At 67.0% G+C, this 21,196-nt stretch carries 18 protein-coding genes; 12 read left to right on the forward strand and 6 right to left on the reverse strand.

Going from position 1 to position 21,196, the window contains the following annotated elements:
• The first annotated feature begins 66 nt into the window (after window positions 1–66).
• From G0A00_RS12285 to G0A00_RS12300, 4 genes are read left to right on the forward strand one after another with little or no spacing between them, the layout of a single operon-like run.
• Entirely contained in the window at window positions 67–879 is an 813-nt protein-coding gene (locus G0A00_RS12285) for an IclR family transcriptional regulator (protein ID WP_164181462.1), read from the forward strand.
• Between the two features lie 10 nt (window positions 880–889).
• Window positions 890–2,059 (forward strand): acetyl-CoA acetyltransferase, encoded by a 1,170-nt coding sequence (locus tag G0A00_RS12290; protein ID WP_164181459.1) that lies wholly within the window; start codon window positions 890–892, stop codon window positions 2,057–2,059.
• Window positions 2,056–3,702, forward strand: a complete 1,647-nt coding sequence (locus G0A00_RS12295) for an acyl-CoA synthetase (RefSeq protein WP_164181457.1) — start codon at window positions 2,056–2,058, stop codon at window positions 3,700–3,702. The genes G0A00_RS12290 and G0A00_RS12295 overlap by 4 nt, the downstream gene beginning before the upstream one ends.
• Window positions 3,699–4,538, forward strand: coding sequence for a DUF296 domain-containing protein (locus G0A00_RS12300; RefSeq protein ID WP_164181456.1), 840 nt, complete (start codon window positions 3,699–3,701; stop codon window positions 4,536–4,538). Before G0A00_RS12295 ends, G0A00_RS12300 begins: the two co-directional genes overlap by 4 nt.
• 55 nt (window positions 4,539–4,593) lie before the next feature.
• On the opposite strand, the gene G0A00_RS12305 is transcribed toward G0A00_RS12300, so the two are convergent.
• The 5 genes from G0A00_RS12305 to G0A00_RS12325 all read right to left on the reverse strand — a co-directional run bounded on the left by G0A00_RS12305 (window position 4,594) and on the right by G0A00_RS12325 (window position 9,575).
• A complete protein-coding gene (locus G0A00_RS12305) occupies window positions 4,594–5,913 on the reverse strand; it encodes an ABC transporter substrate-binding protein (RefSeq protein WP_164181454.1) in 1,320 nt (439 codons plus the stop codon).
• Between the two features lie 39 nt (window positions 5,914–5,952).
• Entirely contained in the window at window positions 5,953–6,966 is a 1,014-nt protein-coding gene (locus G0A00_RS12310) for an ABC transporter ATP-binding protein (RefSeq protein ID WP_164181452.1), read from the reverse strand.
• Window positions 6,967–6,976: 10 nt separating this feature from the next.
• The gene (locus G0A00_RS12315) at window positions 6,977–7,822 is read right to left on the reverse strand and encodes a carbohydrate ABC transporter permease (protein WP_164181450.1); all 846 of its coding nucleotides are present in this window, start codon (window positions 7,820–7,822) and stop codon (window positions 6,977–6,979) included.
• A complete protein-coding gene (locus G0A00_RS12320) occupies window positions 7,819–8,688 on the reverse strand; it encodes a carbohydrate ABC transporter permease (RefSeq protein ID WP_164181448.1) in 870 nt (289 codons plus the stop codon). Before G0A00_RS12320 ends, G0A00_RS12315 begins: the two co-directional genes overlap by 4 nt.
• Window positions 8,689–8,798: 110 nt before the next feature.
• Window positions 8,799–9,575, reverse strand: coding sequence for a GntR family transcriptional regulator (locus G0A00_RS12325; RefSeq protein ID WP_164181446.1), 777 nt, complete (start codon window positions 9,573–9,575; stop codon window positions 8,799–8,801).
• A gap of 87 nt (window positions 9,576–9,662) precedes the next feature.
• Between G0A00_RS12325 and G0A00_RS12330 the strand changes: the two genes are divergently transcribed.
• The 8 genes from G0A00_RS12330 (at window position 9,663) to G0A00_RS12365 (ending at window position 19,744) form a co-directional block, all read left to right on the forward strand.
• On the forward strand, window positions 9,663–10,607 hold the full coding sequence (locus tag G0A00_RS12330; protein WP_164181444.1) for a nucleoside hydrolase: 945 nt from the start codon (window positions 9,663–9,665) through the stop codon (window positions 10,605–10,607).
• 103 nt (window positions 10,608–10,710) lie between these two features.
• Window positions 10,711–11,682, forward strand: coding sequence for a LysR substrate-binding domain-containing protein (locus G0A00_RS12335; protein ID WP_368667699.1), 972 nt, complete (start codon window positions 10,711–10,713; stop codon window positions 11,680–11,682).
• A gap of 67 nt (window positions 11,683–11,749) precedes the next feature.
• Entirely contained in the window at window positions 11,750–12,760 is a 1,011-nt protein-coding gene (locus G0A00_RS12340; protein WP_203595361.1) for a TAXI family TRAP transporter solute-binding subunit, read from the forward strand.
• Window positions 12,761–12,871: 111 nt separating this feature from the next.
• Window positions 12,872–14,803, forward strand: a complete 1,932-nt coding sequence (locus tag G0A00_RS12345; RefSeq protein ID WP_164181440.1) for a TRAP transporter fused permease subunit — start codon at window positions 12,872–12,874, stop codon at window positions 14,801–14,803.
• Entirely contained in the window at window positions 14,803–16,380 is a 1,578-nt protein-coding gene (locus tag G0A00_RS12350) for a sulfatase (RefSeq protein WP_164181438.1), read from the forward strand. The genes G0A00_RS12345 and G0A00_RS12350 overlap by 1 nt, the downstream gene beginning before the upstream one ends.
• A gap of 16 nt (window positions 16,381–16,396) precedes the next feature.
• Window positions 16,397–18,178 (forward strand): SulP family inorganic anion transporter, encoded by a 1,782-nt coding sequence (locus G0A00_RS12355; protein ID WP_164181436.1) that lies wholly within the window; start codon window positions 16,397–16,399, stop codon window positions 18,176–18,178.
• 94 nt (window positions 18,179–18,272) lie between these two features.
• Complete coding sequence (locus G0A00_RS12360) at window positions 18,273–18,602, forward strand: hypothetical protein (RefSeq protein WP_164181434.1); 330 nt, start codon at window positions 18,273–18,275, stop codon at window positions 18,600–18,602.
• 35 nt (window positions 18,603–18,637) lie between these two features.
• Window positions 18,638–19,744, forward strand: coding sequence for an N-acetylglucosamine-6-phosphate deacetylase (locus G0A00_RS12365; RefSeq protein ID WP_164181432.1), 1,107 nt, complete (start codon window positions 18,638–18,640; stop codon window positions 19,742–19,744).
• Window positions 19,745–19,806: 62 nt separating this feature from the next.
• On the opposite strand, the gene G0A00_RS12370 is transcribed toward G0A00_RS12365, so the two are convergent.
• Window positions 19,807–21,195, reverse strand: coding sequence for a multicopper oxidase family protein (locus tag G0A00_RS12370; RefSeq protein ID WP_235953032.1), 1,389 nt, complete (start codon window positions 21,193–21,195; stop codon window positions 19,807–19,809).
• Window position 21,196 lies beyond the last annotated feature (1 nt).

Consider the following 21,196-nt stretch of genomic DNA (forward strand, 5'->3'; position numbering starts at 1 on the left):
ACAAAATATTGCGGGGCAACTTTGCGAAGTCTCGCGGGAGGAGGCGGACCAAAACAGGTCCACATTATGGAACAGGTGAAGGCAGATACCGGCGCACTCGCAGGCAGCCAAAGCGTTGACCGCGCGCTGGCGCTGCTCGGCATGGTCGGACGTCGCCCGCTCGACGGCGCGAGCCTTGGCGAGCTGGTCGCGGAGTCGGGGCTCAACAAGCCCACCGTGCGGCGGCTGATGCTGGCGCTGATCCGCAACGGCATGGTCGAGCAGAACGAGGAGAGCCGCCGCTACTTCCTCGGCGAAGAATCCTATATTCTCGGGACCTTCGCCGCGCATCGCCACGGGTTGCTGGAGCTGTCGTTCGAAACCCTCGCGCGGCTGGCGCAAGAGACCGGGGACGCTGCCTTCCTGTCGATCCGGCGCGGCTTTTCTTCTCTCTGCCTGCACCGCGAAGAGGGCACCTATCCGATCCGCACCTACGCGCTGATGACCGGGCGGCTGCACCCTCTAGGCGTTGGCGCGGGCTCGCTAGCGATGCTGGCCTCGCTGCCCGATGCCGAGGTCGAGGCGGCGCTGGCCGCCAATGCCGCGCGGCTCGAGGAAGACTACCCCGGCCTGCCGCCGGAGCAGATTCGCGCCCGAGTCGCCGAGACACGGGCCAAGGGCTACGCGCTGAACCCCGGTCTGGTGTTCCCCGACTCATGGGGCATGGGCGTCGCCCTGCGCCGCCCGGACGGTGCATTGGCTGGCGCGCTGTCGCTGGCCGCCATCGAAAGCCGCATGCAGCAGCCGCGCCGAGAGGAGCTTGTGGCGCAGCTCAAGGCGGCGGCGCAGGAGATAGAAGGCACGCTCGCGCAGCTCTACGCCGCGCGCACCCGCATTTGAGGAGGACAACATGCGAGACCCACAGATCGTCGGTTGGGGCCACACGCCCTTCGGCAAATCCGAGCACCCCGACACCGAAAGCCTGATGGCCGCCGCCGTCAGCGAGGCGCTGGAGCACGCCGGGATCACCCCCGAGGACGTCGACGGCATTTTCACCGGCGTGTTCAACAACGGCTTTTCGCAGCAGGATTTTCAGGGCGCGCTGGTGGCCATGGGCGACGCGCGTTTCGCCCACACCCCCGCCACCCGCTACGAGAACGCCTGCGCCACCGGCTCGGCGGCGCTGCATGGCGCGATGGATTTCATCGCCGCCGGTCGCGGCCGCATCGCGCTGGTGGTGGGCGCCGAGAAGATGACCGCCACCCCCACGGCAGAGGTCGGCGATATCCTTCTGGGCGCCAGCTATTGCAAGGAAGAGGCGGACATCAGCGGCGGCTTCGCCGGGCTCTTCGGGCAGATCGCGGGCAGCTATTTCCAGCGCTACGGCGACAAGAGCGAAGAGCTGGCGATGATCGCCGCCAAGAACCATTCGAACGGCATGGCCAACCCGCTGGCGCATATGCGCAAGGATTTTGGCACCGCCTTTTGCAACACGGTGTCGGACAAGAACCCGATCGTTGCGGGGCCGCTGCGGCGCACCGACTGCTCGCTGGTCTCGGACGGGGCGGCGGTGCTGGTGCTCGCCGATGCCGAAACTGCGGCAGAGATGCAGCGCGCCATCGCCTTCCGCGCCCGCAGCCACGTCAACGAGATCATGGCGCTGTCGCGCCGCGACGTGCTGGAGTTTGCCGGTGCCCGCCGCGCATGGGCGCAGGCCTTCGAGACCTCGGGGCTGAGCCTCGACGATCTGTCGCTGGTCGAGACCCACGATTGTTTCACCATCGCCGAGATGCTGGAGTATGAGGCGATGGGCCTTGCCGAGCGCGGCGACGGCGGGCGGGTGATCCGCGAGGGCATTACCGCCAAGGACGGCAAGCTGCCGGTCAACGCCTCGGGCGGGCTGAAGTCCAAGGGCCATCCCATCGGCGCCACCGGCGTGTCGCTGCACGTGATGGCGGCAATGCAGCTTGCCGGGGACGCGGGCGAGATGCAGATCCCCGGCGCCGAGATCGCGGGCGTGTTCAACATGGGCGGCGCGGCGGTGACCAACTACGTGTCGATCCTGGAGCGGGTGAAATGAGCGCCGCCGCCATCGACCTCTCTGGCGGACTGCCCCCCGTCTCGACGCGGGTGATGAACCTTGCCAACTTCCTCACCGAAAGCGCCCGGCGCCACCCGCAGGACGTGGGCTTCGTCTGGGGCGCGCAGACATGGACATGGGCCGAGATGGAGGCGCGCTCAGCCGCCTTCGCCGCGGCGCTGCAGGGCAAGTTCGGCCTGAAGAAGGGCGACCGGCTGCTGGTGCAATCGGCCAACAACAACCAGATGTTCGAGGCGATGTTCGCCTGCTGGCGCATCGGCGCGGTCTGGGTGCCCGCCAACTTCCGCCAGTCGCCCGAGGATATCGCCTTTCTTGCGCAAAGCTCGCAGGCCAAGGGCATGCTCTGCGAGGCCAGCTTCCCCGAGCATGCGGCGGCCTGCGCGGGCCTTGGCTTTACCATCGGCATTGGGGAGGGTCTCGGCGAGGATTATGAGACGCTGGTCGCCGACCACCTCGGCCAGCGCCCGCCGCAGGCGGAGGTGCAGCGCGACGATCCGTGCTGGTTCTTCTTCACCTCCGGCACCACCGGGCGGCCCAAGGCGGCGGTGCTAACCCACGGCCAGATGGCGTTTGTCGTCACCAACCACCTGTGCGACCTGATGCCCGGCACCGGGCCCGAGGATGCCTCGATCGTCGTGGCGCCGCTGTCGCATGGCGCGGGCATCCACCAGCTCGCGCAGGTGGCGCATGGGGTGAAGACCATCCTGCCCGCAGGGGCCAAGTTCGACCCCGATGAGATCTGGGGGCTGGTGGCCAAATGGAAGGTGACCAACCTCTTCACCGTGCCGACCATCGTCAAGCTGCTGGTCGAGCACCCGTCGGTGCACGACCATGATCATTCGAGCCTGCGCTACATGATCTACGCGGGCGCGCCGATGTATCGCGCCGATCAGGTCCGCGCGCTAGAGGTGTTGGGGCCGAAGCTGGTGCAATATTTCGGGCTCGGCGAGGTCACCGGCAATATCACCGTGCTGCCGCCCGCGCATCACACGGTGGACGATGCCGCGATGCGCATTGGCTCCTGCGGCTTTGCCCGCACCGGCATGCAGGTGCAAATACAGGACGCCGAGGGGAATGAGGTCGCACCCGGCGAGACCGGCGAGATCGCCGTGATCGGCCCTGCGGTCTTTGCGGGCTATTTCGACAACCCCGAGGCCAACGCCAAGAGCTTTCGGGGCGGCTGGTTCCTCACTGGCGATCTGGGCCATATGGATGCCGAGGGCTTCGTTTATCTGACCGGCCGCGCCTCGGACATGTATATCTCGGGCGGATCCAACATCTATCCGCGCGAGATCGAAGAGAAGATCCTGCTGCACCCCGAGATATCCGAGGTGGCCGTGCTCGGCATGCCCGACCCGGTGTGGGGCGAGATCGGCGTCGCGGTCTGCGTGGCGCGCGGCGCGGGCGTGGCGCCCGAGGCGCTGCTCGACTGGCTGGGGCCGAAGATCGCCCGCTACAAGCTGCCGCGCCATGTGGTGTTCTGGCAGGAGATGCCGAAGAGCGCCTATGGCAAGATCACCAAGAAGATGATCCGCGAAGAGCTGCTCGCGCGCGGCGATCTGCCCGGTTACGAGCCTGGGCACGAGCCTGAGCCAGAGCCCCGGAAGGCTTCGGCACGATGAGCACGCTGCAACTTCTCAGCCATCCCGGCCCGCGCGCCGAGGCGCGTTTTGCCGCGCTGCCCTGTCGCGCGCAGCCGGTGGAGATCCGGCTCGCGGCGGGGCAGAGCTTTGAGCGGGCGGTGGTGCAGGGCTTTGCCGAGGCCGGGTTCTCGGCGGGCTATCTGCGGCTTGCGGACATCGCGTTCGAGCGGCTGACCTATGTGATCCCCGCCCCCGCGCCCGGCGACGGGCGGGCGGCGTGGTACAGCAAGACCTATGTGCTGGAGCGCGCCGAGATCGCAGAGGCCGGGCTGCATCTGGGCATGAAAGACGGCGCGCCCTTCCTCCATTGCCACGGGCTGTGGTCCGGCGCGGGTGGCCCGCTGCGCATGGGCCATCTTCTGGCGGCGGAGTCGGCACTGACAGAGGCGGTGACGATGAGCGGCTGGGGCTTCACCGGCGCGGCGCTGGAGGTGACGCCGGACGCCGAGACCGGCTTTGATCTGTTTGCGCCGCGCGCGGTGGCTGAGGCAGGCAGCGGGCACCCGGCCCTGCTGTGCACCCTGCGCCCCAATGAGGATCCGCACAGCCTGCTTCCGCAACTTGCGGGCGGGATGGAGCGGGCGCGGATCGAAGGGATCGGCAGTCTGGTGAACACACGGTTCGAGACCGGCACGCTGGAGAGTTACGCCACCGAGATGCTGCTGCGTGCCGGGCGGCTGACCGGCGAGAGCGCCATTCTCAACGCCGCTTCGGTGGGGTTTGACGGCACGCCAATGAGCGGCGTGCTGCGCCCGCATGAGAACCGCATCTGCATCACCGCCGAGCTGTTGCTGATCGAAGACCCCGCCACTTGACGCGAAAAGGGCCCCGCCGTGGCGGAGCCCTTTCCTGTCGAGCGAAAATGCAGGGTTACTGCTGCGCCGGGATCTGCTGCACGAGGCCGCGCTTGAGCTCGCGGTCGAAGGTCTTGGCAGTGGTGGCGACAACCGCTTCGGGGGTCTCTTTGTCGAGCCACATCGCCTCGACGTCCTTGACCAGCACATCGGTGGTCTTGGCGGGGAAGAAGGTCTGCACCTTGTAGCCGAAACGACCGTCGGCCACGGCGCCCGACACGGCGGTTGCCGCGTCGAAATAGGCTTTCACAACGCCGGTCGCCTCGGGGGCGCTGGGGAAGTCCTGCAGCGGGATCGACCAGTAGCCCGGCCAGACCGTGGCGATATCGGCGGCGAAACGCTTGGACATGATCATGTCGAGCACCTCTGCCGCGCCGTCGATCACATCCGAGTTGGCGTTGACCGACAGCGCGAAGGCCGCGCCGACCGAGTAGTTCGGGTAAGCCACGGCGTCCGACAGCTGCGGGAAGGCGGCCCAACCGATGTCATCGGCCTTGTCGCCGGTGAAATAGCTCATCGCCCATTGGAACGCGAAGGAGGGCGCGAAGAAGAACGGCGTCTTCTCTTCGGCCAGCGCCGAGATCGAGCTGTCGAAGTTGAGCGAGAAATAGTCGTCGCCGCCCAGATAGCCCGCTTTGTAGTAGCGGTTCAGCTCTTCCATCGCCGCCAGCATCTCGGGGCTGTCGAAGCTGGCCTCGCCGGTGAGCATCTTTTCAAGCTCGGCGGGCGGCACGAACTGGTTGATGAAGGTCGAGGAATAGTTCTCGTTGATCGGCTGCCAGCCATTGTTGCCGACGGCAGAGGCATACATGCCCTTTTCCTGCGCGGCCTTCATGATCTCTTCGAGCTCTGCGCCGGTCTTGGGAACCTCCCAGCCGTTCTCTTCGAGCACTTTGGCGTTGTAGAACATGCCGTCCGAGACCAGCGACGGCGTCATGCAATAAAGGCCGCCCTGCTGGGTGCAGGCCTGCATCGACGGCGCGACGATACGGTCGTTCCAGCCGAATTTCTCGGCGTAGTCGCTGAGGTCGGCAAGCTTGCCCGCTTTGGCCAGCGGCGAGACCCACGACGGACCCGAGGTGTAGACGATGTCCGGCCCTTCGCCCGCCATGACCGAAACGCGCACATCATTGTCGACGTCGTTCTTGTATTCGATCACCAGATCATAGGTGTCCTGCGCGTCGTGGAAGGGCTGGACCAGCGTGGTTTCCAGCGCCTCGCGGTACTCGGGGGACGCGCCCCAGAACCAGAGCGTGACGGTCTCGCGCGCCGCCGCCTGCAGCGGCAGCAGGGCGACGGTCGTGGCCAGAAGGGCAAAACGGGTGGAGCGGGTCATAGGAGGGGTCCTGTTGGGAGGTTAGGTGTTGGGAGGAGGTTATTGCGGGTGCCGCAGGCGCTGGCCTTGGGCATCGAAGCAAAGGCACTGCGCGGGTTCTGCCGAGAGGCGCAGCCTGTCGCCCGGCGCGGGCCGCGCGCCACGGGTTTCGACGCAAAGACGGGTGCCGCCCGCGTCGAGATAGGAAAAGCCAAGGTTGCCGAGATCCTCGGTGAAGAGCACCTCCGCCTCGATCGGCCCCTCGGGGTCGATGCGCAGATGTTCGGGACGGATGCCGATCTGCGCGGCGGCCTCGGGCGCTTGCGGCAGCGGCAGGCGGCCAGTCTCCACGAGGTTGATCTTGGGCGAGCCGATGAAGCCCGCGACAAAGGCATTGGCCGGATCGTTGTAAAGCTCGAGCGGACGGCCCACCTGCTCGATCCGCCCGCCGTTCAGCACCACGATGCGGTCGGCCAGCGTCATCGCCTCGGTCTGATCATGGGTGACATAGATCATCGTATTGCCAAGCTCGCGGTGCAGCCGGGCGATCTCGATGCGCATCTCGACGCGCAGTTCCGCGTCGAGGTTCGACAGCGGCTCGTCAAAGAGGAAGATCTCGGGGCTGCGGGCCAAGGCGCGCCCGATGGCGACGCGCTGCCGCTGTCCGCCCGAAAGTGCGGCGGGGCGGCGGTCGAGATAGGGCTCGAGCCGCAGCAGGCGGGCAATCTCTTCGGCGCGGGCGCGGCGCTGCGGCTTTGGCACATTGCGGATCTTCAGCCCGAAAGCGATGTTCTCGGCCACCGTCAGATGCGGGTAGAGCGCGTAGCCCTGAAACACCATGGCCACGTTGCGCTCGACCGGCGGCAGGCGCGTGGCGTCGCGCCCGGCGATCTCGATGCGGCCGGTGTCGATGCCCTCAAGCCCGGCGATGGTGCGCAGCAGCGTGGACTTGCCACAGCCCGAAGGGCCGACGAAGACAATGAATTCGCCCGCCTCGACGGCGAGATCGAGGCCGCGGATCACTTCCGTCTCGCCATAGGATTTGCGGATCTCGGAGAGCGTCAGCTGCGACATATGGGGCGGGTCATCCCTTGACGGCGCCGCGGGTGACCCCGTCGACGAACAGGCGTTGCATGAGAAGGAAGAAGATGAGCAGCGGCGCGATGACGATCACCGCCCCCGCCATCATCAGCGATTTATCCGAGGCGATTTCGCTGTTCATCGACAGGAAGGCGAGCATGACGGTGTAGCTCGACTGGCTTTGCTGGAAGGTCTGAGTGATCAGATATTCGTTCCACGCGTTAAAGCCGGTGAGGATCGCCACGGTGACAAGGCCCGGGCGCATCAGCGGCAGGATCACCAGCCTAAACACCTGCCAGTTGCCCGCGCCCTCCATATAGGCCGCCTCGTCCAGCGCCGCGGGGATCGACAGCGCGAAGCTGCGCAGCAGCAGGATCGCCACCGGCAAGTTCACCGCCGAGAGGATCACCGCCGTCGCCACCGGGTTCGAGACGAGGCCAAGCTTGGCGTAGACGAAGAACAGCGGAAACAGGAACAGCTGGATCGGCACCGCCACCGTGGCGAGGAAATAGAGCATGATGATCCGCCAGCCGCGCACCGCCTTGCGCGCCAGCGGCCATGCCGCCATGGCGGCGGTGCCGGTGGTCAGCGCGACGGTGACGGCGGTGATGATCACCGAGTTGATGAGCGCGTGGCCGAACTGGCCAGTGCTCCATGCGCGGGCGAAAGCGTCGAGGCTGGGGCTCTGCGGCAGCGCCAACGGATTGCTGACCACTTCGGCATGGGTTTTCAGCGCGTTGAGCGCCATCAGCGCCAGCGGAAAGAGCACCGCCGCCACCAGCAGCAGCAGGATCACGGTCCCTGCGAGCCGCCCGGCACGGCCCGGCATATGGGGGTGCGCGGCGCTCATTTCAGCGCCTCCCGGCTGACGAAGATGTAGGCGAAAGAGGCAAGGATGCCGAAACCGCTCATCACCACCGCCACGGCTGCCGCCTTGCCGACCTCGAAGGTGCGGAAGGCAAAACCATAAGCCAGCGTCGAGAGCATCTCGGTCGAGCCCGCCGGGCCGCCGCCGGTCATCAGGAACACGTAGTCGAAGTTCAGAAAGCTGAGGATGGTCACCAGCGCCAGCAGCAGCGCCACGGTCGGCAGGATGTTGGGCAGCGTCACCTCGCGGAAGATCTGCCAGCCGTTCGCGCCCTCGAGATAGGCCGCTTCGAGCTGGTCTTCGGGCGTCTGCCGCATGGCGGCAAAGAGGATCACCGCCAGATAGCCCCAGAAGCTCCAGATATTCACCGCCGCGACGGTATAGAGCGCGGTATCCGGATCGCCGAGCGGGTAGCCGACGGGCGTGATGTTGCGGTCGATCCAGCCCAGCAGCCCGGCGTTGTTGTCGAGGATCACATTCATCCAGATGCCGACATTGGCGACCGGAGAGATCACAAAGGGCAGCAGAAAGATCGCCTGATAGACCGCCGCCGCCTTGCGCCGCGTGGTCAGCAGCGCCGAGACGAACAGCGCCAGCGCCATGGGGATGGTCAGAAAGATGATCAGCCAGCGGCCATTGTTGACCATCGTGCTCCAGAAGGCGCGGTCGGCGAAAAGGTCCTGATAGTTCTCAAAGCCGATGTACCAAGGCTCGGACACGCCATCCCAGTCGGTCAGCGACATGGCATAGGTCGCGATGGCCGGCAGCGCGATCACCGAAACCGACAGGAGCAGCGCGGGCAGGCAGAACCAGAAGAGGCTGGAATGATGTCTCGGACTGGCGCGCATGATGCGTCCCGGCTCTCCTGTCGTGTGAATCCGTGAGTGCGGCTTTTGGTGAGGTATTACTATTAATACCCCTTGGCCCTTGTCAACGCCCTGACGGCAGCTTTCCTGTGTCAGCCCTGCCCCATGGGCGCCGAGTTCAGCGTCAGCCGCACCGCATCGCCCCAGACGAGGCGCGACAGTTCGATCGGGCGCTCCTGCTGGTCGAAGGTGATCGATTCCATCTCGATCCCCTGCGAGCCAAGCGGGCGTTGCAGCAGAACCGCCTGATCGTTGGAAAGCTGGATCATCCCCACGCGGTTGCGCGAGCGCGAGGGCGTCAGCTTGAACGCCTCCGACAGCGTGCTCCAGACCGAATTGTTAAGCAGCGCGTGCGGATCGAAACCCGGCATCAGCGCGGCAGGCAGCCAGCTTGTGTTGATCACCAAGGGCCGGATGTCCGCCGAGACGAGACGCACCAGCCGAAAGCCCTGCGCGCCTTCGGGCTGCCCGAGCGCCATGGCAACGGACGCGGGCAAAGCACAGGATTCGCGGGAAAGGAAGGAGATCACGCTGCGCTCGCCCTGCGCCTGTATCTGCTGCCAGATCGGCTGCATCAGCGTCAGGTCGATCTCCAGCGGCGCGGGCTGCGCCTTCACGATGGTGCCGCGCCCGTGCACCCGTTCGATAAAGCCCGCCTCTTCCAGCCGCCGCAGCGCATTGCGCAGGGTGACGCGGCTGACGCCATAGGCCTCGGCCAGTTCGATCTCGCGCGGCAGCCGCGTGCCCTCGGGGGCCATGGCGCCTTGGATCGAGCGCCGCAGATCATCCTCCACCTGCAGATAGGCGGGGACCGGAGAGTCGGGGTTCACCGGTTGGAACTCGAGCGCGGGATCGGGTCGGCTTTGCATGAGGGCTCCTTGTGCTGCGGCCACAGTATTGCGTCCCGAGGAAAATGAAAATATGAGGTATTACGTTTAATACCTATTGGAGCTCACATGCGTCCCCTTCTGATCGACTGCGACCCCGGCATCGACGATTCCGTCGCCATCGCCTATGCGCTGCGCTCGGGTGCCTTCGACCTGAAGGCCATCACCACGGTGTCGGGCAATCTCACCGCCGACGTCTGTTCGCGCAATGCGCGCCAACTGCTTGACCTGATCGACGCGCCGGGCATTCCCGTGGCGCAGGGCCCGCTCAAGCCGCTGACCCGCCCCTACCCGCGCGATCCCTTCTCGCACGGCTCGGACGGTCTGGCCGAGATGGCGCTGCCCGTCAGCAGCCGCCCGCTCGACCCGCGCTTTGCCGCCGATCTGATCATCGAGATAGCCAACGCCCACCCCGGCGAGCTTGAGATTGCCGCGCTGGGGCCGATGACCAATATCGCGCTGGCGCTGATCAAGGACCCGGACCTGCCGAAGAAGGTGAAAAGCCTGACCGCGATCTTTGGCGCTTTCGGCCTGCACGCCTCGGGCACCGAGCGCGCCACCGGTGACAACCCCGCCAGCGAGTGGAACGTCTATGTCGATCCCGAAGCGGCGCGGCTGGTTCTGGAAGCGGGCTTCAACTTCACCGCCTGCGGGCTCGACGTGACCACGCGGCGCGAGCTGCATCTCACCGAGGCGCATCGCGCGCGCCTCGCCGCCTCGCCCCGCCCCGAGGCGCGGCTGCTGCGCGAGGTCACGGATTTTGTCGAGCGGCGCGGCCATGGCACCTATTGCGGGCTGATCGATTCCGTCGCCATCGCCACCGTGCTGCACCCGGAATGGACGCGCATCACGCCGCTGCGCGTGCTGATCGAATGCATGAGCCCGATCACCCTTGGGCAGACCATCGTCGAACGGCGCGAGAACTTCAGCTGGGACGGTCTGTCGGTGCTGGATGTGGTCGAGGATTTTGATTTCATTGCCTTCATGGACGAGATCGTCGACGCCTTCTGCTGAGGCGCGCCGCAAACTCCCAAAGGCCAGCCGGTGCATTCCGCCATGGCCTTTGCGCCCCGCCTGAGGATAAATCAGACGGGCGCGCAAAATTGGGAGAGCTGCGATCGACACCTCAGCACGACTTCTCAGCAAGCTCCGCTTTCGGCAGGTCCGCTGCTTCATCGAGGTTGCCCAGAACGGCAGCTTCATGGCGGCGGCCGACGTGCTGGGGCTGACGCAACCGGCGGTCTCGCGCTCGATCCGCGAGCTTGAGGCGACGCTGGATGTGGTACTTTTTGACCGCTCGCAGCGCGGCGCGGTGCTGACTGTGCATGGGCGCAAGCTGTTCGACGCTGCCGAAGCGGCGATGGCGCTGCTGACCGAAGGGCTACAGGCGACGCAGGATATGGGCGGGGCGCGCGAGCTCTTGCGCATCGGCGCGCTGCCCAACGTCTGCGGCCTGACCCTGCCTGCGATCATCGAGGACTTTCAGGAGATTTATCCGCGCACCACGGTGCGGGTCGTCTCTGGCTCCAACGCCGATCTGCTGGCCCGGTTGCGGCAGGGCGCGCTTGATTTGGTGATCGGACGGCTGTCGAATTCCACCGCGATGCATGGGCTGAGCTTTCAGCATCTCTACGACGAGTCGATCGTCTTTGCCGTGGGCACAGAGCATCCGCTGGCGCAAAGCGATGCGCGGGCCGATCTGCGGACGCTGCTCGAGCAGCCGATGCTGGCGCCGATCCCCGGCACGATTATCCGGCAGGAACTGGAGCGCTTTTTGTTCAAGAGCGGGTTCGTCGCCCCGGATTTCGACATTGAATCGATCGACGCGGGCTTCATCAACAAGACCATCCGCGCCTCGCGCCATGTGGTGGTGACCGTCGAGGCGCTGGTGGCCGATGCACGCGCCGCAGGCGAGGTGGTGGTTCTGCCGATCCGCGATGCCGCGCTCAACGGTCCCGTGGGGCTGACCACCCTGCCCGGCGTGCAGGACGGCGCGGCGATGCGGCTGTTGCAGACCATGTTCCGCGAGCGCCTGTCCCGCGCCCCCCTTCATACCAATAATGATATGATCGAGGCCGAGAAGGAATAGGTCATCCCTGCGCGCATGATATATTGTCAGCGCTCAGAGGAGAGAATTCCGAACCGGAGGAGAGCGGATGTTCCACACCCTTAAATACATGACGGCCGCGGTTGTGCTGGCGAGCGCCAGCCTTCCCGCGAGCGCCGAAACGCTGAGCATTGAGGGTGGCGGCAGCGCGTCGCTCACCGGCATCGTGCCGCAGACATGGGCGCAGTTCACCAGCGGCGCGGGCTATGATCTGCAGGTCTCGCTCGGTCAGGCGCTGACGCGCTCGGCGATGAAGGTCGGCGCCGGTCAACTTGATCTGGCGGTGGTGCCGCCGCCCGCCTATGGCGCGATGACGCGCGGCGCCGGGCCTTATGCAAACGCCGCCGATCAGGCCAAGGCCTTTTCTGGCAACATGCGGCTGCTGTTCACCTTCCCCGGCGGCTCGTTCCATCCCATCGTCTGGGCCGACAGCGGCATCGAAAGCTGGGACGACATCAAGGGCAAGCGCGTCTACGTCGGCCCGCCCGCCGGAGCCGCGGCCAATCAGGCCCGCGGCATGGTGCGCGAGGCCAGCGGCGGTTTCGAGGATGGCACCGATTACGAAGGCATCCGCCTGCCGTGGGAAGCCTCGAGCCAAGCCTTTCAGGATGGCCAGTTTGACATGTACATCATGTCCGCCGCCGTTGGTCAGCAGTCGGTTCAGGAGTTGAGCCTGCAGCGCGAGATCCGCATTCTCGGCGTCGCCGACGACATCGTATCGGGCGACGGCTGGGCCGACTACCTCGTCGATCAGGCGGTGCGCACCGATGTGGTTCCCGCGGGCACCTATCAGGGCCAGGTCAATGGTGACGAGGACCAGAACATCATGGTCACCGTGATGATGATGGGCGCCAACAAGGACCTGTCGGACGAGGCGGCCTATGCGCTCACCAAGTCGTTCTTCGACAATCTCGATGCGATGAAATCGGCCAACGCGCTACTGACGCGGCTGAACACCGACGCGCCCTTCGCGGGTGCCAATATGCCGGTCCACCCCGGCGCGGCGCGTTTTTACGAAGAGCAAGGCATCACCATTCCGGACGCGCTGAAGGCAGAGTGATCCGGGCCCCGGCAGACCGCCGGAGCAGATGAACCGCACCCGGCCCCCATATGGGCCGGGGCACCGCCGCCGCCGCGGCGCAGGGCCCACGCCGGGCCGGGAGGAAACCTCATGACATCTTCGATCGAACGCAGGGTGAAGGCCTTGCACTGGGCAGGTCTTGCCGTTGGTCTTGTCATCGCCCTCGCCGGGCTTGCCAACGTGATGCCCACCTATGGCGTGCTGCCGCGTGTCGGGCCGTTCGAGCTCGACTGGTTCCGGCCGCTGTTCTATTGGCTCTGCTTCCTGAGCTTCCTGATCTGGGACGCCCTGCGGCTGACCCGCGACGGCAAGCTCACCGTCTTCCACCTGATCGGCTACGCCATCGCGCTGGCGCTGATGAGCTGGGTGTCGTGGGACTACTATCAGGTCTCGATGGTGCTGAAGGACAGCTTCATGTTCTTCTCGGCCCGCGAGGCATGGATGGCCGCGATCCCCGCCGTGCTGTCGATCATCGCCTGCTGGCGGCTCTGGGGCGCGCCCATCGCCATCCTCGGCGCCGTGGTCTTTGCCTATCTCGCCACCGGCCCCTACTGGCCCGGCGTCTTCCAGACCATCGTCGGCGACATGAATGAATTCATCGCCCAGAACATCTGGTACGACGCCAGCCAAGGCATCTTGGGCAATATCATGGGCATCGTGCTCTCGACTGTGCTGCCCTTCATCATCCTCGGCGCGGTGCTTGAAGGTTGCGGCGCGGGCGGCTCGATGATCCGCATCTCGTTCCACCTGATGCGCCGCTTCCGTGGTGGCCCGGCCTATGCGGCGATCTCTGCCTCGGCGCTCTTCGGCACCGTCTCGGGCAGCGCCGTCGCCAATGTCGTGGGCACCGGCGTAGTCACCATCCCGATGATCCGCCGCCGCGGCTTTTCCGGCAACTTCGCGGGCGCGGTCGAAGCCGCCGCCTCCACCGGCGGGCAGATCCTGCCGCCGATCATGGGCGCTGCCGCGCTGGTCATGGCCGATATCGTCGGCGTCAGCTACCTCGCGGTGATCCTTGCTGTGCTGATCCCCGCCATCGCCTATTACGTCAGCCTGTTCCTCGCGGTCTTCTTCGAGGCCGAGAAGCTGGGCATCACCGCGCGCGAAGAAGACGAGGCGGTCGAGCCGCCCGCCGGACAGGACTGGATCAACCTCGCGCTGGTCTTCGGCCCGATCGCGCTGATCGTCTGGCTGCTGGTCTCGGGCCTGTCGCCCGCCGGGGCCTCCATCGCGGCGATCTTCCTGCTGATCCCGATGAGCTTCATCAACCCCGAGATCCGCCGCGCGCCGTGGAAGCTGCTGGAATCGCTGGCCGAGGGCGGCAAGACCGTCGCGCAGCTGGCCATCGCCATGGTGGGCATCGTGGTCTCGACGCTGAACGCCACCGGCATCCCGACCAAATTTGCCGTGCTGCTGGCCAATGCCGCGAGCAGCTCGCTGATGGCCGCCCTGCTGATCGCCGCCGCGGGCTGCATCGTGCTGGGCATGGGGATGCCGACGCTGCCGGCCTATATCGCCATCGTCGCCGTCATGGGCCCCACGCTCACCGGCTTTGGCGTCGAGCTGCTGACCGCGCATATGTTCGTGTTCTTCTTCGGCGTCGCGTCGGTGATCACCCCGCCGGTGGCCATCGCGGCCTATGCCGCGGCGTCGATCTCGAAGGGCAAGCCCATCGGCACGGCGGTCGAGGCGACGCGGATCGGCGCGATGATCTTTCTCGTGCCCTTCGCCTTCGTCTACAACCCGGCGCTGCTGCTGGGCACCGAGGCCGCGGCCAGTGCCTCGCTCGGCTTCGTCGCCTTCTCGCTGCTGACGCTGGCGGCCTCGCTCTATCTCGCCTCAAGCGCGCTCATCGGCTTTGACAAGCAGCGCCTGCCGGTCTGGGAGCGCCTGCTGCGCCTCGCCTGCGCCGCCACCCTTCTGTCGCCCTATGTGCTCGCCGGTGCTGCCGCGCTCGCCTTGGGCATCGCGCTCGCCGTCTGGCGCCGCACCGCGAAACTTCAAACCGCCGAGGCCCTCTGATGTCCGACCGTCCCAGCTTCATCCTGTTCATCACGGACCAGCACCGCGCCGATTTCCTTGGCTGCTACGGCCACCCGATCGTGCGCACGCCGAACATCGACGCCATGGCCGCGCGCGGCACCGCCTTCGACCGCTTCTATGTGGCGAGCCCGGTCTGCATGCCCAACCGCGCCAGCCTGATGACCGGGCGCATGCCCTCGGGCCACGGGGTGCGCTTCAACGGCATCCCGCTGTCGCAGCGCAATGTGACCTTTGTCGAGTTGCTGCGCGACGCGGGCTATGACACGGCGCTGATCGGCAAAAGCCACCTGCAGACCTTCACCGGCATCGCCCCGGTGCTGACCCCGCCCGAGGCGCGCCCCGGCTACTACAAAGCCAACGGAGAGCTGAGCGAGGCGGTGCGCAATGATTTCGCCGCGCCGGTCTATCACGTCGAAGAGCCCGACTTTTGGTCGGGCGAGATGCCCGCGGTACCGGTGCCCTTCTACGGCTTCAACCACGTGGAACTGGTCACCGGACACGGCGATCACGTGGGCGGCGATTACACCCGCTGGGCGCTGGAGCGCGATCCCGACATCGGGGCCAAGATGGGCGCAAAGAACCAACTGCCGCATGACTACACCTGCCCGCAGGCGGTGCGCACCGCGGTCCCGTCCGAGCTTTATTCCACCTCCTACATCGCCGAGCGCGCCAGCGCGTGGCTGGAGGCGCGCAAGGACAGCGACAAGCCGTTTTTCCTGATGGTCAGCTGGCCCGACCCGCATCATCCGTTCAACCCGCCCGGCGACTATTGGGACATGTACAAGCCCGAAGACAGGCCGGCGCCCGAAGCTTTCACCTCAAACGACTGGACGCCGCCGCCGCATGTGGCGGGCGTGCTGGGCGCGCGCGAGGACGGCAAGGCCAACCTTCAGGGCATGAACGCCATCGGCTGCTCGGCCCGCGAAGCGCAGGAGGCGCAGGCGCTGACCTGCGGCATGATCACCATGATCGACGACGCGGTCGGCCGGGTGCAAGGCGCGCTGGCGGCCAGCGGGCGCGGCGATGAGACCGTCACCATCTTCACCTCGGATCATGGCGATCACCTCGGCGATCACCGGCTGCTGTTCAAAGGCTCCGAGCAATACGAGCAGATCACCCGCGTGCCCTTCGTCTGGGCCGACCCGCAGGGCGATCAGGGCACACGCAGCGACCGGCTCGGCCAGACGCTGGACATCGGGGCGACGATCCTCGAACGAGCGAAGATCGAACAGGCTTGGGGCATGCAGGGGCGCGATCTGATGTCCGAGACCTCCGCCCCCGAGGGCGTGCTGATCCAATACGCGCATCAGGCGCAGATGGATGGGCTGGGCGTCTGCCCCAATGTGCACAGCCTGCGCGACGCGCGCTACCGGCTCTCGGTGTTCCAAGGGCTGGGCTGGGGCGAGCTCTATGATCTTGAGGCCGACCCGAACGAGCTGCGCAACCTTTGGGACACGCCCGAGGCCGCGCCGGTGAAGGCACGTCTGCTGGAGCAGCTGATGCAGGCGGAACTGGCGCATACGGAAACCGCCCCTGCGCCTGTCGCCCGCGCCTAAGTCTGAGCCTGATCCGATGACCCGCGAAAGCCCCTCCCCGCGCGCCCTCCAGGCGCGCGCCGCCGCTTTGGTTCCCGATTGGTTCGGGCTGACCACCAAGGCCACGCTGCGCGCCGACCTGATGGCCGGCCTCACCGGCGCGACGCTGGTCCTGCCGCAAGGCGTCGCCTTTGCCGCCATCGCCGGGCTGCCCGCAGAATACGGGTTCTACACCGCGATGGTTTCGACCCTCGTGGCGGCGCTGCTCGGCTCCAGCTGGCACGCGGTGTCGGGGCCGACCACGGCGCTGTCGATCATGCTCTTCGCGACGCTCTCGGAGAGCTACCTGCCGGGCTCGCCCGAGTATGTCACCGCCGCGATCACCCTGTGCCTGATGGTGGGGCTGATCCAGCTAGCCTTTGCCGTGGCGCGGCTCGGGGCGCTGGTGGATTTCGTGTCGCATTCGGTGATGACCGGCTTTGTCACCGGGGCCGCGATCCTCATCGCGCTGAGCCAGCTGCGCCACGTGCTGGGCGCGCCGCTGCCCTCGACCAGCGATCTCGGCGCCTTCGTCAGCGCCATCCCCGAGGCCGCGCTCGCCACCGATTGGCACGCGCTCATCGTGGCGCTCTCGGCCTTTGTCGTCGGGCTGGCGATCAAGATCTGGCGTCCGCTCTGGCCCAACTATCTGGCCGCGCTGATCGTTGCCACGGGCCTCAGCCTCACGCTTGGCGGCGCCGAGGCGGGCATCGCCACCATTGGCCCGCTGGGAGAAATCCTGCCGAGCATGGACGTGCCCGACCTCTCGCTCGGCGATCTGCGCGAGTTCGGCGGCGGTGCCATGGCCATCGCCATCGTCGGCCTGCTCGAAGCGCTGTCGGTGTCGCGGGCGCTGGCGCTGCGCTCGGGGCAGATGATCGACGGCAACCGCGAGTTCCTCGCGCAGGGCCTGTCCAACGTCACCGGCAGCCTGTTCCGCTGCTACCCCAGTTCGGCCTCCTTCACCCGCTCGGGCATCAACTACGACGCAGGGGCGCGCACGCCGCTGTCGGCGATCTTCTCTTCGGTCTTCCTGTTCGGCATTCTGCTGCTGGTCGCCCCGGCCTTTGCCGTGGTGCCGATCCCCGGCATCGCCGGGGTGATCATGCTGGTGGCGTGGCGCTTGATCGACTTTCGCGAGATCCGGCACCTTGTCACCTCCTCCTCGACCGAGACAATCATCGCCGGGGTCACCTTCGCCACGGTTCTGCTGGTCAACCTTGAGACGGCGATCTACGTCGGCGTCCTGCTGTCGCTGGGGTTCTTCCTGCGCGGTGCCGCACGGCCCTTCCTCGGACAGGGCGCGCCCGATCCCTCGACGCCCGGCCGAGTGTTCAAACACGCCGCGCCGAACGGGCTGGAGGAATGCCCGCAACTCATGGTCTGCCGCCTCGACGGGCCGCTGTTCTTTGGCTCGGTGGAATATCTGCGGCGCGAGTTCCGGCGGCTCGAGCGCGAGCGTCCCTTGCAGCGCACCATGCTGTTCATCGTCAAGGGCGGCGGCGACGTCGATCTCGCCGGGGCCGATCTCATCCTTGATGAAGCGCGGCGGCGCGAGCGCATGGGCGGCGCGCTGCACCTGCAGGTCAAGACGCCGCGCACGCTGACGAAACTGGCGCGCTTCAAAGTGGTCCGCGAGCTTGGCAGAGAGCGGCTGCACCTGTCGAAAGGCGACGCCATCGCGCTGATCGTGCCCAAGCTCGACGGCGACATCTGCGCCACCTGCAGCAAGCGCATCTTCCACGAATGCGCGCGCCAGCCGGGACCGCCTGCCAAATAACGGCGGAGTGAGTACAGGTTGCGGGGATGCGCTTGCCCGCACTGCGCGAGCCGCTATGCTCTGACCTCTGGTTCCAAAGCAACGGGAGAGAGCCATGACCCCGCTCAAGACCGCCGCCGCGCTTCTGGCGCTTGCGGCCCCGACAGCGCTTTACGCGGCGCATGGGCCGGATGTATTTCAGGAACCGGGGGACGCGGCCCCCGCGGCGCAAGACCAAGCAGAGCCCTCTGGCCCGCTGCTTGCGATGAGCATCGGCAAGCCCGTCACCCTGACCCAAGGCGAGCAGCAGACGCTGCGCACGCTGGTGCCCGGCCTCGATCCCGAAACGGTGCCGCCTGCCAAAGTGGGCAAGCTGCGCGCCATCCTTTACGGCCAAGGCAATGACGCCGAAAAGCGTGGCCGTATCGAGCGTCTGCTCAACTGAGCCGCCACCCGCGCTGCCGCAGAAGGACAAACCGGATGACCCCGCCCTCCAGTGCCGCGCCGCGGCTGATCTCCGCACGGCATCTGTGGAGCGCTGGCAGGCTGCTTGCAGAGCAGGAACTCGAGGTCGCCGAGGGCCGGATCACCGCCATCCGTCCGCGCGGCGACGCCCCGGCGCAGGAGGTGCATCTGGCCGCGCCGCTGCTGACCGACCTGCAGGTGAACGGCGGCGGCGGCACGATGGTCAACGGCGATCCCAGCCCCGAGGGGCTGGCGCGCATCGCGCAGGCGCACCGCCGCCTTGGCACCGGAGACATCCTGCCCACGGTGATCACCGACCGGCCCGAGGTGATCGAAGCCGCCGCCGAGGCCGCGCTGGCCTGCTATGGCGCAACCGGCATTCTTGGCCTGCATATCGAAGGGCCGCATTTCTCACCCGCGCGGCGCGGCACCCATGCCGCACAATATCTGCGCCCGCTCGATCGCCGGACGGTGACGCTGGTCGAACGGCTGCGCGCTGCCGGGATGCCGGTGATGATCACCCTCGCCCCCGAACGCGCCGACCCGGCGCTTCTGGATGCGCTGATCGCCAGCGGTGCCGTGGTCTGCGCCGGGCACAGCAGCGCCAGTGCCGCCGAGGCGCGGGCCGCCTTCGCGCGCGGGGTGTCCTGTGTGACCCATCTTTACAACGCGATGGACCAGATGAGTTCGCGCGCGCCGGGGCTGCTTGGCGCGGCCATCGACTCCGAGGTGATGTGCGGGCTGATCTGCGACGGCGTTCATGTCTCGTGGGAGATGCTGCGCATCGCGCTGCGCGCACGCCCCCTGCCGGGCCGCTGCTTTGCGGTGAGCGATGCCATGGCCACGGTCGGCGGGCCCGATCATTTCAGCCTCTATGGGCAGGACATCCGCGTGCAGGACGGCCGTCTGGTCAATGCCGAGGGCGCGCTGGCCGGGGCGCATGTGGACCAGCGCGGCAATCTGGCCAATCTGGTGCAGCACGTGGGCCTGCCGCTTGAGGCTGCGCTGCCGATGGTCACCGATATTCCGCGCGCGGTGATGGGCCTCGCCCCGCGCGAGATCTGCGTCGGCACGCCGGTGGCGGAACTGCTGCTGGATGCGGCGCTCGGCCCGGTCGCATAACCGGGCCAACACGTGGCGCATGCTGTCGCCGGGCGGCCAATCCGGGCATCGCGCAGCCCGCGTCAGACCACCTCGATCCAGTTGGTCATCCCCGAGGCCGCATGGCCCAGCATATGGCAATGCAGCAGCCATTTTCCGGGGTTGTCGGCGACGAAGGCGATCTCGGCGCTCTGCTGCGGCATCACCAGAAGCGTGTCGCGCATCGGCCCTGCGGCGCCCTCGCTCAACTGGCGGAAATGCATGCCGTGCAGATGCATGGCGTGCGGAAAGACCGTGTCGTTGACAAAGGTGATGCGCGCCGTCTCGCCAAGCCTATAGCGGGCAAAGGGATCTGCGCCCCGCCCCACCTGTCCGGCCAGCGCCCAGAACTGGCCGCGCTGGATGAGCTCTTGAAAGTCCATCTGCTGGCCCTCGAAACGCCCCGAGGCCATGCCGCGCATCGCGCCGCCCTCCATGCGCATTTCGCGCCGTGTTGCCTCCTCAAGGCCCCCGATCTGCATACGCGGGTTGGGCGGCAGCGGCTGCGGCGCGGATCGGCGCGCGCCGGAGGCTCTCCCACTGACCTCCAGTTCCACCAGCGCCTGCCAGCTGTCGTCATCCGCCGCGTAGAGCAGACCTGCGGGCGTGCCCGCTTCGGCGGTGACATCGACGATCAGATCCACGCGCTGCGCCGGAGCGAGAATGATCTCTTCGACCAGCGGTTCGGGCGACGCCAGCGGCATGCCGTCAAGCGCCACCGTCCAGCCCTCCATCCCCTGCAGCCGCAGCACAAAGATGCGGGCGTTGGCCGCGTTGATCAGCCGCAGCCGCAGCCGCGCGTTCTGTCCGGCCTTCAGCCGGTGATCAAAGCGCCCGTTGACCCCGATCAGATTGCCCATCCGCCCGGCATGGCTGCGCATCATCGGGGCGGTGAAATCTGCGTAGAACTGCGCGCTGTCTGGATCGATCAGCCAGTCGTCCAGCATCAGGATCTCATCCGCGTCCACATCCGGCGGCGTCGCCTCCTCGACGATCAGAGCGCCCGAGAGCCCGCGCGCCACCTGCTCCATCGAGTTGGTGTGGGCGTGGTACCAATAGGTGCCCGCGTCCGGCAGCGCGAAGTCATAGTCGAAACTTCCGCCGGGCGGCACCGCCTCTTGCGTGAGCCCCGCCACGCCGTCCATGGCGTTGTCGATGCGGATGCCGTGCCAGTGCACCGATGTCGGCACCGCCAGCTCGTTGACCAGCCGCCGCGACAGCCGCCCGCCCTGCGCCGCGCGCAGCACCGGGCCGGGCAAACTGCCGTCGTAGCTCCAGACCTTGGTCATGCCGTAGCCCGGCGGCGCCAGTTGCACCGACGCGGTGCGCGCGGTGAGCGGAGCGGGCGCGCTGGCCGCCGCTCTGCCGGGGCGGATCAATGGCGCCGCGAGAAGGCCCGCGCAGACAGCGCGGCGAGACATCATCAGTGTCATG

This window comes from Salipiger sp. PrR002 (genome assembly GCF_010500775.1).
Taxonomy (GTDB): Bacteria; Pseudomonadota; Alphaproteobacteria; order Rhodobacterales; family Rhodobacteraceae; genus Salipiger.